This is a genomic window from Paenarthrobacter sp. YIM B13468, assembly GCF_042788025.1.
Lineage (GTDB): Bacteria > Actinomycetota > Actinomycetes > Actinomycetales > Micrococcaceae > Arthrobacter > Arthrobacter aromaticivorans.
In genome coordinates this window covers 277,607-290,470 of sequence record NZ_JBHZPI010000003.1, presented here as the reverse complement: position 1 = coordinate 290,470, position 12,864 = coordinate 277,607, and the positions used below count along the sequence as shown (strand labels likewise).

Below are 12,864 nucleotides of genomic sequence, written 5' to 3'. Positions count from 1 at the left end.
ATCCGCCCCCGCCTGTCCCTCCTAAAAGAACCCGACACCGAACAAACAACCACCCACCTCCGCTGGACACCCGCGTCGCTGGCCAAGGAAGCCTCCATGCGAAGCTAGACCGTTTCCGCGAAACGCGATTTCCACCAAAACCCATACGCTCCATGGACGCCGAAGACCCCTCTTCCACGAACAAGATGGTTCGGGAACGGCTCGGCGAAGCGGCCAGAGCCTCGACGAGGTCACCGAGAACGTCATGGAGGCAATCAAGGCGCCGCAAACTACCTGAAGCGCCGCCCCAGGTAAAGGTCTGGAGTAGAGGGCTGATTCAGCGTAAATTGGCGCCAGGTTCGGCCCTCCTATGTAGGTCCGGGAGCGTGCTGAAAGTGGCAATCATGGAGCAGGAGGAGACGAGGGTTGAGTGAAGTCATAGACCGGCTCTTGCTGGCGATGAACGCGCACGACCTCGAGGCAGTGGCAGCCCTGTTCCACGAGGACTACCACAGCGAACAGCCTGCCCATCCCGGTCGGACATTCGTAGGCAGAGGGCAGATGCATGCGAACTGGGCTGCGATGTTCGCTGGAATCCCGGACTTCCGGACAGAATTGATCCGTTCAGTCGACGACGGTAACACCACGTGGACAGAATGGTCATGGACCGGTAATCGTACCGACGGGCAACCCTTCCAAGCACGTGGAGTCACCCTCTTCGAAGTAGAGGACGGCCTTATTACGGCCGGAAGGCTGTATATGGAGGACGTCGAACGCGAGGTAGTGGGGATCGAGCAAGCGGTCGAAAATCTATCGGGGCGCCGGCCGGATCCATCCGGAACCTGAGCGAGGAAGGGATAAGTGTGCTGACCTGTGCAACCTGCGCCGTTGAACGCGAGGAGCCCACTCCGGAGCTCTGTCCGATCTGTACTGACGAGCGGCAGTATGTGCCCGAGGACGGGCAAAAGTGGATTTCACTCGACGAGTTGGCGCAGGCCGGCCAGCAGTTACTGCTGGAGGAGAATGAGCCGGGACTTATCGGCATCAGAACTGCGCCGAAAGTCGGGATCGGCCAAACTACCCAGCTTGTAGTGACACCCCAGGGTTCGTTGTTGTGGGATCCCGTTGGATTCGTTGATGACATCAGCGTGAAAGCAATCCTCGAACGAGGCCCGGTTCTGGCGATCGCGGCCAGCCATCCCCACATGTTCGGCGTGCAGGTGGAATGGTCACGTCGGCTCGGCGGCGTCCCCGTGCTTGTGGCGGACGCCGACCGGCGGTGGGTTGGTCGGAATGACGCGGTCATCTCCTACTGGTCCGGCAGCAGGAGAATCACCGAAGGGTTGACACTGCACCAGACCGGAGGCCACTTTCCCGGCAGCGCGGTAGCGCACTGGGCTGCAGGAGCGGGCGGCAAGGGGGTCCTGCTGACCGGCGACAGCGTGTTTCCAAATCCAGACCGCCGCTCCATCGCTTTCATGCGCAGCTACCCGAATCATCTGCCGCTTTCGGGAGCCGTGGCGTTGCGGATCGCCTCACAGCTGGAAGAACTCACGTTCGACAGGATCTACGGCAACTTCAACAACAAAATCGCCTCCGAAGCCAAAGCCGTTCTGCACGATTCGGCCCAACGGCACGCTGCCTGGGCGCGAGGAGACTTCGACCATTTGACGTGATGCGGCCCTTCTCCTGCTCCCTCGTGAAGGGCAACGACACTCGGCTACGGGGCGACGCTGACGATCCCCTGGCCGATTGCATGGGTGGCCGCTTGCGTGCGGGAGCTCACGCCGAGCTTTTCGAGAATGCTTGTTACGTGCCTGTGGACGGTCCGCTCGCTGATGAACAGCTCGCTGGCAATTGCCCGATTGGTCCGGCCACGCACGATCAAACGGAGCACCTCCAACTCGCGCGGTGAGAGTCCATATTGAGGGGGAACGCCCGGCTGCAGAAGCATGTTCTCGACCTCGGCCAGGTCAGCACGGGCGCCGAGACGCCTGAAATCCTGGCGCGCTGATTCAAGCTCAAGGCCTGCGGCCTCGTTGTCCCGCACGCCCCGACACGCCGTCGCGAGGAGGACTGAGCACCGCGCGACCTCGTAAGGGACATCCAGCCCACGCCATAGGTCAGCGGCCCGTCGAAGTTCGGGAAGTGCCTTTTGACAGTCATCGTCGGCAAGGGCAAGCTCGCCCAGGGCCTGCGCATGGGCTGCGCGAACGCTGTCGGAGGCGAAATGCTCGGCTAGGCTGCCTATCTCCTCGGCAGCTGCCGCGGCCTCCCCTCGAGCCCCAGCCGCTAGGAGGACCGTCACCGCCGCGGGCAGCAGATCCACGCGAGCACCTGATCCCGCGGACTCCCCGAGTGCGCGCCGGATACCTGCGGCCGCCGCCGGAACATCGCCGAGGGAGAGCCTGAGCAGCGCCAGGCCCGGCTGCGTGGGTCCCCCCGAGAACGCGGCAGCCCGGAAGGCCGCCTCTGCCTCGGGGAAGTCGCCCAGAAGTCGATGCGATTCACCCAGCTCGTAGCGGGCATGACCGATAAGGCGTGTGCCTGCACCGTCCGCCAAGCTCCGACATGCCTCCTGAAGCTCGGCGAGGGCCGCCGCCCATTGTCCCGCGAGCCGGAGGTGGACTGCCCGGTACGTAAGGCAATTGCCGTAGAAGGGCCCTCCAAATGGGGGCACCGCATCCAGCCAGGATCCAAGGGCAATGCTCCACTCGCGTACCCGGGAAACCTCCCGGGCCTCCATCTGGCAAGTGCCGATCGCCGCGCAGAAGAGCAGGCTTGTGGCTCTGGGGGTGGTCTCGCCCGCCACAACGCGAAGCATTGCATCATCCAGCCAGTCGAGTCCGTCCGCAAGGTGGCCGGACTTGACCAGTGCGCGTCCGGTAAGAAGCGTCGAGAAGGCCAGCTGATCGGCGTCGTGGGCGGCAGCGGCGGTCGCTCGAGCGCGCGCCAGAAGTACGCCCGCCTCGTCGTACGCGCCCGCCGCGATGCGACCGTAAGCCATCGTTATGAGCAGCCAACCGGGTTCTCCCCCGACGTCGTCCGGACCGAGTTCGCGAGCCCTTGCCATCCAGCCGTTGGCCTGGGCGAACTCGTTATTGAGGTTGTAAGCCTGCCACAGCCAGAAGGCTGAGGCGAGGGCGGCGCGCACATGACCCTCCGCTGCCCGCACCTCGAACGAACGCTCAAGGGCGTTTATCGCATCCTCATTCAGCCCTGCGATCTGTGCGCACTCGGCGAAGCGCTCCACATCCTCTACCCCGAGGGCCGGGAGCCCGCCGGCGGCGCGAAACTCGTCGCACGCCTCCCGCCACTCGTAGTCCATGTGGAGCGTCCGGGCCCGCGCCAGGTGATCTGCCTCCACGGCCACGTCCACCTCCTGATCACCAGTATGCATCGGCGGACTGGGCAGAACTACCCAAAGCCGGGGTGGCGAAGTTGGCCCGAACTGCCGAGGTCCGGGCGGGGCGCCAGCGGGATCCTGAAGGTAATCCGCACGGTGCGGATCCCTTGATTCAGGAGGCCATCATGTCAGAGCTGTTCATCTACTTCAGCACCTATACGGTGCGGGCAGGTCATCTGGACGAAGCTTTCGAAGCATGCCGCGAGGTGGTGCGGCTTGTGGAGAGCCGCGAGCCCAGGATGCTTATTTTCCATTTCTTCGCCGACGAATCAGGCCGGAAAATCACCTGCCTTCAGGTCCATGCCGAGGCAGAGTCCATGGCCAATCACATGTCGGTGATCAGCGATCATCTGGCACAGTCTGGTTCATGGCTCGAGTCCTACACCAATGCCATCACGCTGGGCGAGCCTCCAGCCGTCCTTACGCAGTGGTACGAGGAGGCCGGCGAGCAACTGGAACAGTTCCCGCGGCGTATAGTGGGCGTCACCAGAGTAGGATCGCCCGTCGGGTGAGTAGCCGGGAGCGCAGTTCCGCCGTGTGCGACGAACACGGCGGCTACAACAACCTCGAAGTGGAGTTCCTGTCCCTGCGTGGAGTTCCTGTCCCTGCACAGCGAGTAGCTAAGGAGTTCCCGGGTTTACACTAAAGCCATACCAAATCATCAGGTTGCTTAGTGTCGACGGCGGGGAGGAACGCATGGGCGCATGTCGAAGCTACAGTTACCCCGTCCAGTCTCTTAAGCTGGGCCGCATGCGCAGATTAATCCCCGCCACTGCCGCCAGCCTTCTCCTCCTGGCTGGGACAGGTTGCGCCGTAGATACTTCAGGCGCAACCAAAGTCGCTGAGGATTTCCATCGTGCCGTCAATACCTCAGACTGGGCTGCTGCTTGTGATTTGCTCCAGCCTACGATCCGGGACAAGTCTAAAGAGAAGGACGGTGACGACTGCCAGACCCACTTGGCGTCTTTCCATCTTCGAGACCCCGGAGAAGTGGTTAAAACCGAAGGCTACGGCCGGGAAGCATTGGTGCAGTTCGAGAGGGATGCCGTTTTCGTAGCCGTTTCCGGCTCAAGTTGGCGCGTGACTGCTGCCGGATGCACTCCAAGAGAGGAAATCCCCTATTCCTGTGAAGTAGGAGGCAGATAACGATGCGTGTCACCTTTACTCTCTATCTCATTCTCATCTTCGGTGGCCTTGCATACCTGGCCGCCGTTGGACTGGTTCACGGATAGGGCGCGACGTGAAAAAAGCCTTGAGGAACAACGGATTAAGTCTATTTTTCGGTCTGATCTTCATCCTCGCGTTGGCGGGCCAGGCCATTACTGGACAGGCCGCGTTCAACGAAGAGCAACTCACTGCCGGCCTTGATGAAATCACCTTCGTCCAATACATCACTTCTTCCAGCTTCGCGGTTGACGTGTCGGAAAACTGGCAATCTGAGTACTTGCAGTTTCTCCTCTACATCACTGCCACAATCTGGCTGCTTCAGAAGGGGTCGCCGGAATCAAAGGAGCTGGACAAGCCCGGCCTGGAATCCGACCACGATCAACTCGTGGGTGAGCATGCCAACGCCAAGTCCCCCGCATGGGCCAGGGCCAAAGGCTGGCGCCTGACAGTATTCTCGAACTCGCTCGCCGCAACGATGGGACTGATTTTTATGTTGTCGTGGCTCGTCCAGTCCATCGCAGGTCACGTCGCCTTCAACGAAGAGCAACTGCGCAACTTCCAAGAGCCGCTTTCCTGGGCTGAATACGTGGCATCGCCTGACTTTTGGAACCGCACCCTGCAGAACTGGCAGTCGGAGTTCCTGGCGGTCGGATCCATGGTGGTCCTATCCATTTACCTTCGCCAACGGGGATCACCGGAGTCCAAACCTGTTGGCGCAGCCCATGATGACACCGGAACCAGTGGCTGATCCATCCGGGAATACCCCATGATGATGCACCGTTTCGGCGGCCGCCCAGCCTTTGGTCGATAACTCTATCCACTCTTGTTGGTGGCGGCGGCCCAAGCGGCGACGTCGTTCTCCGCTTATGCGGGCAGCTCCACCAAGCGGTCCGTCTTGACCACTGTGAAGAGCACTGCTGAGTCCTCCTCCGCTTCGAGGCTGTGGAGGCCGTCCGGCACGATCAGAAGGTCCCCCGCCTTCCCCTGCCACGAGTTCTTCCCCGACTTGAGCCAGACACTTCCCTTCAGCACAAAGACGGTAGCTTCGCCGGGGTTCTGATGTTCGCTGAGTCGGGTGCCTGCGCGGAAAGCCATGACTGTTTGGCGGAGTATCTTCTCATGCCCGCCGAATGCTGTGTCGGCAGCGCGTCCGCTGGGTGCGGCAACCGCGGCTTCGATTTGCTGGCGGGCAAGGGCATCGATCGATATTTTCTGCATGAGGTCACCGTACCTACGTTTTCATGTGCTGCCGAGGGGTGCTTCGCGGCGCCTGCGCGCAAGGCTATGCGGAACTCTCCGCCGGTATCCGTAGCTCAGTGGTCAGAGCAGGGGCCTCAAGTGGGAGAAGGTCAGCAAAAGTTCCTCGACGCACCCAATGGGCTTGCCCAACTGGTTTGATTGGATGGGAGCACACCCAGTTACGCGGCTGGGGCTGTGCGCCGTCGAACGCACCCGACAGCAACCAGGCAGGTACCAGCATGCTCGACCTCCATCGGCTCACCCTCCTCAGGGAAGTCAAGCTGCACGGCAGCATGAGTGCCGCCGCCCGCGAACTTTCCTACAGCCACTCCGCCATCTCGCAGCAGCTCGGCTTGTTGGAAAAGGAGACAGGTGTGGTCCTTCTCGAGCGGGTGGGGCGCAATGTCCGGCTCACGTCCGCGGGCGAGGAACTCGTACGCAATACGGAGGCAATACTGGCCGCGATGGAGCGCGCTGAGGCTGATCTTGCGACTTCCCATGAACGGCCCCAAGGGGTTGTGACCATAGCGGCATTCAGCACTATCAGCCGCAGCGTAATGCCTTTTGCGTTGGTCGAGCTGGCCCGAAACTATCCCCGTCTCGACGTCAGGTTGCGACGCGAGGATCCCGAGCAGGCGGTGGTTCAGCTGATCTCCCGGCAGGTGGACGCCGTGGTCAGTGATGCGTTTCCTGGGACTGCGCTGGCTCCGCCCGGAGGAATGCACACCACCTTGATCGGCCAGGACCCAATCCGCGGCTACCTCCCCCATGGCCTGGAGTTCACCGACTTTGACGATCTACGGAAACTGCGCTGGGTAGCAGAGCCACCGCACACTGCCTCATCACAGTGGGCCATGCGGGTCTGCCGCGAACTAGGCCTTGAACCGGTCATCGCCTATGTTTCTTCGGACCTTCTCTTCCACCTCCGCATGGTTGAACAAGGACTCTCCGCAGCCTTCCTGCCTGACATGGTGGTACGCGAAGCCGGCAGTGTGATGACGCCCAGCACCTGGCTGCCGTCGGATCAACAGCGCAGCATACAGTTCCTGGTTCGGTCCGGCTCAGAGCGCAGCGCTTCCCTGACAGCCGTGAGGGAAGCAATAACCCAAGTGCTGCAAGCCAGCAATCTGTAAGCAAACCTTACATATACACTTCAAAAAGGTTCGCTTTTATTTACTTTTCAACGTAGTTACATTTGCTTCAGGCACGAAACCATCATGCGTTGGTTATCGGTCGCGGCGAAACGCAGATCATCCGTTGATGATGTGAGCGTTCGTGCCGCCATCTACCAGGCCATTACCGAAAGAGAGAACCGATGAGCCTTATATCCGACGTCGCTGCACCCCTGATTGAGGCTGACTCCGCCAGTCTGAAACACGCGGATGCCGTCATCCAATCCATCGGCCTTCCCAGCTCCGGCATCGCAGTCCAGGACCCCGCGACGGGCGAAACCATAGCCCACGTCCCCGACGCTGATGTTGAGGCCGCGCTGGAAGCTGTTGCGACGGCCGACAAGGCTGGAACGGTCTGGGCGAAGGGTTCCCTTCGCCAGCGCGCCGACGTGCTGCACGCCTGGTACGACAAACTCGTTGAACACACCGAAGACCTCGCCCACCTGATCTCCCGCGAAATGGGCAAGCCGCTCGCCGAAGCCCGCGGCGAGGTCAAATACGGTACCGACTTCGTCCGCTGGTACGCCGAGGAAGCAGTCCGCCCGGCAGGGAACTTCCGCGAAACGCCCGATGGTGGTGCGAGCCTGCTGACACGCCGCTCCCCCGTCGGCCTGGCGGTCCTGATCACGCCATGGAATTTCCCATTGGCGATGGCCACCCGGAAGATCGCACCCGCCCTGGCTGCGGGATGCCCCGTGGTCATCAAGCCTGCGACCCTCACTCCCCTGACGACGTACTTTGCTGTTCAACTCGCCATCGAGGCGGGGGTGCCGGAAGAACTGATCCAGGTCATCACGACCTCAAAATCAGGTGCGTTCAGCGAAGCCGTCCTGCTCGATCCCAGAGTCAGGAAGGTTTCTTTTACCGGATCGACGCCTGTGGGCCGTCAGCTCCTGAAGCTTGCGTCCCAGAACGTGCTCCGCAGCTCAATGGAGCTTGGCGGCAACGCTCCGCTCATCGTCTTCAACGACGCGGATCTGCAGCGGGCGGTGGATGGAACGTTTGCCGCGAAACTCCGCAACGGCGGCCAGTCCTGCATTGGAGCCAACCGGATCTACGTCCAGGACGAAATAGCGGATGACTTCGTAGCAGCGCTCACCGAACGCTTCGCACAGGTTGCTGTGGGAAGCGGCCTCGCACAGCAGACAGGACTCGGCGCGCTGATCGATGACCGTGCCGTCGCCCAGATGCAGGCCTACACCCAGAACGCCGTGGCGTTGGGAGCCACACTGCTCACCGGCGGACACGGATACGATTCCGCAGGCAATTTCTTCGCCCCAACCGTTCTGGACCGCGTTACGGAAGATTCCGACGTCGCCCAGTCCGAGATTTTCGGCCCCATCGCCGCGATACAGCGCTTCAGCTCCGAAGCCGAAGTAATCGACCGCGCCAACGCCACAGAATTCGGCCTCGCCGGCTACGTCTTCACCGAGAACCTGGACCGCGCCCTCAACGTCGCCGACAGTCTCCAGACAGGAATCATCGGCATCAACCAAGGCGTCCCATCCAACGCAGCCGCCCCCTTCGGAGGCGTCAAGCAGTCAGGCCTCGGACGCGAAGGAAGCGCCGAAGGCCTCGAAGAATACGAGAACATCCGCTTCTACAACGTGGCCCGACGAGCCACGGCCTAGCGTACCGCCGTCGTGGGCAGGCTAAGGGCCGGACATCTGCATTGCTGCAGTTGTCCGGCCCTGGCCGACGGAACCCCTGGGCACCAACCGCCAAACGTTGGGGGTTATTGGCAGTTATTTGGGATCCGCTGCATCCAGTAAAGACCAGCAGGCAGTCTTGGTGCACGAGTAGTCTGTACTCGACTTTTAGCTGCAACCGTGGCCACGCTACCTGTCCCCCGGTTTCCCTGATTGGTGAAGGAGCCCAAGGATGTGGGTCCATCTTCGTTCATGGAGACTCCATAGCTATTCCCGCGGCTGGACGAAGCTAGGCATCGATCACCATGTCCGTCTGGGCTGTGGAGCAGCAGGGCAGGAACTTGCCTGCCGCGATTTCCCGGGCCCGGATCCCACCCTGGTGGTTCATCTCCACTTCCCCTGAAAGCTTTACAACCTTGCAGGAGCCGCACATCCCTTCCTTGCAGTTCGCGCCGATCCGGACACCCGCACGTTGCGCCACCTCAAGGATGTGTTCGGTGGGGTCGATCCGCACATTGACGCCGGTGCGCATGAAGGACAGGGTGAGGCTTCCGGTTCCCACCGTGTTGAAGCTCGAGGCATCAGGGGTTACGGCTTCCGGCCCCGCGCCTGAATCGCCCTCGGTGGCTTCGGGGGCGTCCGGGTCCACGGTTTCCAGCGGCAGTCCTGTGGCCTTCAGGGTTCCCTCGGCGTCGTAGCCGGGCTCGTAGAGCCCGAAAGCCGACGGCTGGCTTTCAAAGTAGTCCTCGGCGGAATCGGCGATTTCCTCTGCGATTTCCTCGGCTATGTCCGCTGCGTGCGCCAGCTCCGCCTGGTATTCAAGGAGCGTCTGGCGGTCGCCGGTGAAGAACTCCATGTAGATGGAGGTATCGTCGACGCCCACCTTCTTGAGGAGCTCGGTGGCGGTATTGAGGTAGCCCTCGGGACCGCAGGCATAGACCTGACGGCCGTTGGCATCGGGGGCCACCTCGTCGAGCATGGCAGCCGTTAGCCTTCCGGTGAGTCCTTCCCAGCCCTCGGGCAGGCCGCGGTCACCCAGGGAATAGAAGACCTTAACGCGCGAGTCCACGGACGCGATGTAGGCCAATTCCTGGTGGAAGGCAAAACCGCCGGCTTCCGCTCCATGGTAGAGGACAATTACGTCAGCATGCCCCGGCAGCGAGTGGATGGTCCGCACCATGGACATGATGGGCGTGATGCCGGCTCCAGCAGCGAGCAAGAGGTAACGAGCACGCCGGTCTGCATCGGGCAGGTGGAACGCGCCAACCGGGCCGAGCATCTCCAGGACGGTACCGGGCTTGACGTTTTCGTGCACCCACGGCGAAACCAGGCCGCCGGCGTCGCGCTTGACGCTGATGCTGAAAGTCCACGGCTCGGTGGGCGAACTGGAGAGCGAGTAACTGCGGTCCACCGGTTCCTGGTCCTCGCCGTTCACTGGGAAGGCGACGTTCACGTACTGCCCTGCGCGGAACGCCAGGGGCGCTCCGTCGCAGCGCCGGAAGACGAACGTCATGAGGCCGCCCGCTTCCGGAACGGTTTCCACGCATTCAGCCGTGAACTCCTGAGGGTGCCAGGGGCCCAGGGCACGGGCCGCACGGGCGGGTGCCTCGGTGCTTCCCATCACCCTGTTCCAGGGCATCTCAAGACCGCGAATGCGCTGCGGTTCCTGGATTGCCGTCTGAGTGAGGAGTTCAATCATGCCAGGTGCTCCTGGACACGCTGTACGTACCAGTTGATGAACGCCTCAACCTGGTATTCGCTCTTCATGTACGGGCCGGGCTCGTAGGCAGGGCTGCCGGCGCCCTGCTGGCACAGCTCCACGAACGCTTTGTCCTGCAGGTTGGTCTGCTTCCAGGTGTAGGTCAGCTTGTCGAGGTCGTAGTCAACGCCCTCCACGGCGTCGTCAGCTACCAGCCAGGTGGTGCGGACCAGGGACTGGTGCTCATTGATCGGGAAGACACCGAACGTGATTACGTGGTCGCCCAAGAAGTGGAACCAGCTGTTGGGCTGCAGGTGCATCGAGCAGCGGCCAAGGCGGAAGTCGGGCAGGTCACCGAGCAGCTTCTTGGACAGCCGGCGTCCGTCGGCCGAGAACGATTCGCCTTCGCCGTCCAGGGATTCGCGGGAAATGCGGATTCCGGCAATGCGGGTGTCCAGTTCCTCAACCACCTCGTAAGGCAAACCGTAGCGGCGGCAACGCTCCTCAAGCGAGGACTGCGCTTCCTTGTTGCGGTCCCACACCTCCTCAAGGTGCGTCGGAATCAGGCCCTCGGTCAGGCCCCACGTGGGGAAGAGCGAGCAGGCGAGTTCCGGGTGCCCGTCGCAGTGGTAGCACTCACGGTTGTTCTCCATGACGAGCTTCCAGTTGCCCTCTTCGATGATGTTCTGCTGGTAGGCGATCTTCGTCTTGGACAGATCGTGGGGCGCGAGGTAGGGCTCGAAGATCTTGGAGGTCTCGTCAAAGTCCGTCGGCGGTTCGTCAGCGATGCAGACGAAAATGAGGCCGGCAACTTCGCGGCTGTGGGCACGCTTGAGGGCGAAGCAGTTCTTGTCGAACTTGGCCTCGCCGGGAGCGGAGGCGTGGATCAGGTTACCTTCCGGGGAATAGGTCCAGGAGTGGTAGCCACAGACGAGGTTGCCGGTGGATCCGGCAGCTTCGGTCAGGACGCGGGCGCCACGGTGGCGGCACACGTTGTGCAGGACGTTCACGCCGCCGTCGTCGTTGCGCAGCACAATCAGCGAGTAGGGGCCATAGTCCACAGTGATGTAGTCACCCGGCTCCGGGAGTTCTGCAATGCTGCCGGCAAAGATCCAGTGCTGGCCGAAAATGGCCTCCATGTCGATCTTGAAAACTGTGGGGTCTGTGTAGAAGGGGGCATCGAGGGAGTACCCCGTGCGCCGGAACTCGAACAACTCGCTGATCTCTGCCAGCTGCTCTGCAGGCAATGATGAAGCGAGTTTTCCGCGTGAATTGAGGGGCAAGACTGGAGCAGACATGTGTTTCCTCCCGGGAGGCCTGGGTTAGCGTGCGATTCATGGCGACCAAGGGTGCTTGGGTGCAACCGATGTTGTATTCAAAATCCTTGTAGACAAGAGAGTAGGGACGATTGCGCTGCAACAAAAGCGCAATATTTAGAAGATAACCATGCACAATAGGTGCATGATTGATGCGAGACTCATCACACTTCGAGTGTTTGCCCGCTGCGGCACCATTGGCGCCACCGCGGAGCTCACAGGTTATTCTCCCTCTGCCGTCTCCGCGCAGCTGCGGGAACTCCAGCGCGTGCTTGGAATGCAGCTGTTGACGAAGGACGGCCGGGGGGTGCGGCTGACCGCCACGGGCCGCTTTCTCGTGGCCGGTTCGGACACCCTCATTGCAGACTGGGAGAGCCTACGGGCGGCAGCCATGCAGGCCGGGGACCAGGTGCAGTCACATTTTGGCCTCGGAGGATTCTCGACGGCGGCCGCCCAGTTGCTGGCGCCGCTCGCCGCAACCCTTCGCACAACACGTCCCCTGCTGGAGGTGCAAGTTCTCGAGGCCAATCCTGCCCGCTGCTTCGATTTGCTGGTTGCCGAGCGGATCGACCTCGCGGTTATTGTTGCCATGCAGTCCGATACGTACGCTGAGGACGATCCGCGCTTCGAACAGACCGTGCTGCTCGATGACCCACTGGACGTGATCATTCCCTCTGACCATCCATTGGCATCGCGGGAAACAGTGACTCTCCAAGAGTTGGCATCGGAACCCTGGATCACGGAGGCCGCCGGTTCCACGTACCACTCCCTCTTCACCGCGGCGTTTACCGCCGCCGGGGTTACTCCACGAATTGCCCATGAGGCCGTTGAGTGGGAAACCCAAATCGCCTTCGTGGGCGCGGGGCTGGGCGTGGGCCTGCTGCCGCGGCTGGCGCCGCTGCGTGGTGCAGAAAACGTAGTTCGCCTGCGTATTACCGGCAGGGGCAAGCCGTCACGCCGCATTGTCGCTGCTGTGCGCCGAGGGAGCATCACATCGCCCCTGATCCAGGAGTCGCTCGGCATCCTGCAGCTCAGCGCCAATCGGATTCTCACTGCCCGGCCCGAAGACGACCTCTAGATCGCATGGCCGCCTCGGCGTTGTCGAGCCCGGTTGCCGTCTCCGGCATTTGCCTGGAAATCAAGGGTTTGGCCGCTGCCCGTCGCTAAGAGCATCGGCGTAATGTGACGCGATGGCTTCGGCTCGTCCAGCCATGCCCTTTTGAGGGTCGAGCTCATG

Annotated in this window: 11 protein-coding genes; 7 read left to right on the top strand and 4 right to left on the bottom strand. The window is 61.9% G+C overall.

The window, feature by feature from the left end:
• Positions 1-405: 405 nt before the first annotated feature.
• Both ACFX4T_RS04985 and ACFX4T_RS04980 read left to right on the top strand, forming a co-directional pair.
• Entirely contained in the window at positions 406-825 is a 420-nt protein-coding gene (locus ACFX4T_RS04985) for a nuclear transport factor 2 family protein (RefSeq protein ID WP_223945875.1), read from the top strand.
• A gap of 17 nt (positions 826-842) precedes the next feature.
• The gene (locus tag ACFX4T_RS04980; RefSeq protein ID WP_223945874.1) at positions 843-1,655 is read left to right on the top strand and encodes a hydrolase; all 813 of its coding nucleotides are present in this window, start codon (positions 843-845) and stop codon (positions 1,653-1,655) included.
• Between the two features lie 44 nt (positions 1,656-1,699).
• Here ACFX4T_RS04980 and ACFX4T_RS04975 read toward each other — a convergent pair whose 3' ends face one another.
• On the bottom strand, positions 1,700-3,379 hold the full coding sequence (locus tag ACFX4T_RS04975) for a LuxR C-terminal-related transcriptional regulator (RefSeq protein ID WP_377651005.1): 1,680 nt from the start codon (positions 3,377-3,379) through the stop codon (positions 1,700-1,702).
• A 131-nt stretch (positions 3,380-3,510) separates the two neighbouring features.
• Between ACFX4T_RS04975 and ACFX4T_RS04970 the strand changes: the two genes are divergently transcribed.
• Positions 3,511-3,897: a hypothetical protein gene (locus ACFX4T_RS04970; RefSeq protein ID WP_377651004.1), complete on the top strand. Its 387-nt coding sequence runs from the start codon at positions 3,511-3,513 to the stop codon at positions 3,895-3,897.
• A 728-nt stretch (positions 3,898-4,625) separates the two neighbouring features.
• Entirely contained in the window at positions 4,626-5,300 is a 675-nt protein-coding gene (locus ACFX4T_RS04965) for a DUF6766 family protein (protein ID WP_216923770.1), read from the top strand.
• A 116-nt stretch (positions 5,301-5,416) separates the two neighbouring features.
• Here the strand turns inward: ACFX4T_RS04965 and ACFX4T_RS04960 are convergent, their stop codons facing one another.
• A complete protein-coding gene (locus ACFX4T_RS04960; RefSeq protein WP_377651003.1) occupies positions 5,417-5,770 on the bottom strand; it encodes a cupin domain-containing protein in 354 nt (117 codons plus the stop codon).
• Between the two features lie 260 nt (positions 5,771-6,030).
• Here ACFX4T_RS04960 and ACFX4T_RS04955 point away from each other — a divergent pair, with 260 nt between their 5' ends.
• Together ACFX4T_RS04955 and ACFX4T_RS04950 are read left to right on the top strand one after the other, a co-directional pair.
• Complete coding sequence (locus ACFX4T_RS04955; RefSeq protein WP_377651002.1) at positions 6,031-6,924, top strand: LysR family transcriptional regulator; 894 nt, start codon at positions 6,031-6,033, stop codon at positions 6,922-6,924.
• A gap of 182 nt (positions 6,925-7,106) precedes the next feature.
• Entirely contained in the window at positions 7,107-8,594 is a 1,488-nt protein-coding gene (locus ACFX4T_RS04950; protein WP_377651001.1) for an NAD-dependent succinate-semialdehyde dehydrogenase, read from the top strand.
• Positions 8,595-8,901: 307 nt separating this feature from the next.
• Here ACFX4T_RS04950 and ACFX4T_RS04945 read toward each other — a convergent pair whose 3' ends face one another.
• The gene (locus ACFX4T_RS04945; protein WP_216923766.1) at positions 8,902-10,311 is read right to left on the bottom strand and encodes a ferredoxin reductase; all 1,410 of its coding nucleotides are present in this window, start codon (positions 10,309-10,311) and stop codon (positions 8,902-8,904) included.
• Positions 10,308-11,609: an SRPBCC family protein gene (locus tag ACFX4T_RS04940; protein ID WP_223945867.1), complete on the bottom strand. Its 1,302-nt coding sequence runs from the start codon at positions 11,607-11,609 to the stop codon at positions 10,308-10,310. The genes ACFX4T_RS04945 and ACFX4T_RS04940 overlap by 4 nt, the downstream gene beginning before the upstream one ends.
• A gap of 163 nt (positions 11,610-11,772) precedes the next feature.
• Here ACFX4T_RS04940 and ACFX4T_RS04935 point away from each other — a divergent pair, with 163 nt between their 5' ends.
• The gene (locus tag ACFX4T_RS04935) at positions 11,773-12,705 is read left to right on the top strand and encodes a LysR family transcriptional regulator (protein ID WP_216923764.1); all 933 of its coding nucleotides are present in this window, start codon (positions 11,773-11,775) and stop codon (positions 12,703-12,705) included.
• The last annotated feature ends 159 nt before the right edge of the window (positions 12,706-12,864 follow it).

Excerpts from the sequence above, each read along its gene's own strand:
- ACFX4T_RS04940 (WP_223945867.1), bottom strand. The coding sequence starts at position 11,609 with ATGTCTGCTCCAGTCTTGCCCCTCAATTCACGCGGAAAACTCGCTTCA.
- ACFX4T_RS04950 (WP_377651001.1), top strand. The coding sequence starts at position 7,107 with ATGAGCCTTATATCCGACGTCGCTGCACCCCTGATTGAGGCTGACTCC.
- ACFX4T_RS04935 (WP_216923764.1), top strand. The coding sequence starts at position 11,773 with ATGATTGATGCGAGACTCATCACACTTCGAGTGTTTGCCCGCTGCGGC.
- ACFX4T_RS04970 (WP_377651004.1), top strand. The coding sequence starts at position 3,511 with ATGTCAGAGCTGTTCATCTACTTCAGCACCTATACGGTGCGGGCAGGT.
- ACFX4T_RS04955 (WP_377651002.1), top strand. The coding sequence starts at position 6,031 with ATGCTCGACCTCCATCGGCTCACCCTCCTCAGGGAAGTCAAGCTGCAC.
- ACFX4T_RS04975 (WP_377651005.1), bottom strand. The coding sequence starts at position 3,379 with ATGCATACTGGTGATCAGGAGGTGGACGTGGCCGTGGAGGCAGATCAC.
- ACFX4T_RS04960 (WP_377651003.1), bottom strand. The coding sequence starts at position 5,770 with ATGCAGAAAATATCGATCGATGCCCTTGCCCGCCAGCAAATCGAAGCC.
- ACFX4T_RS04945 (WP_216923766.1), bottom strand. The coding sequence starts at position 10,311 with ATGATTGAACTCCTCACTCAGACGGCAATCCAGGAACCGCAGCGCATT.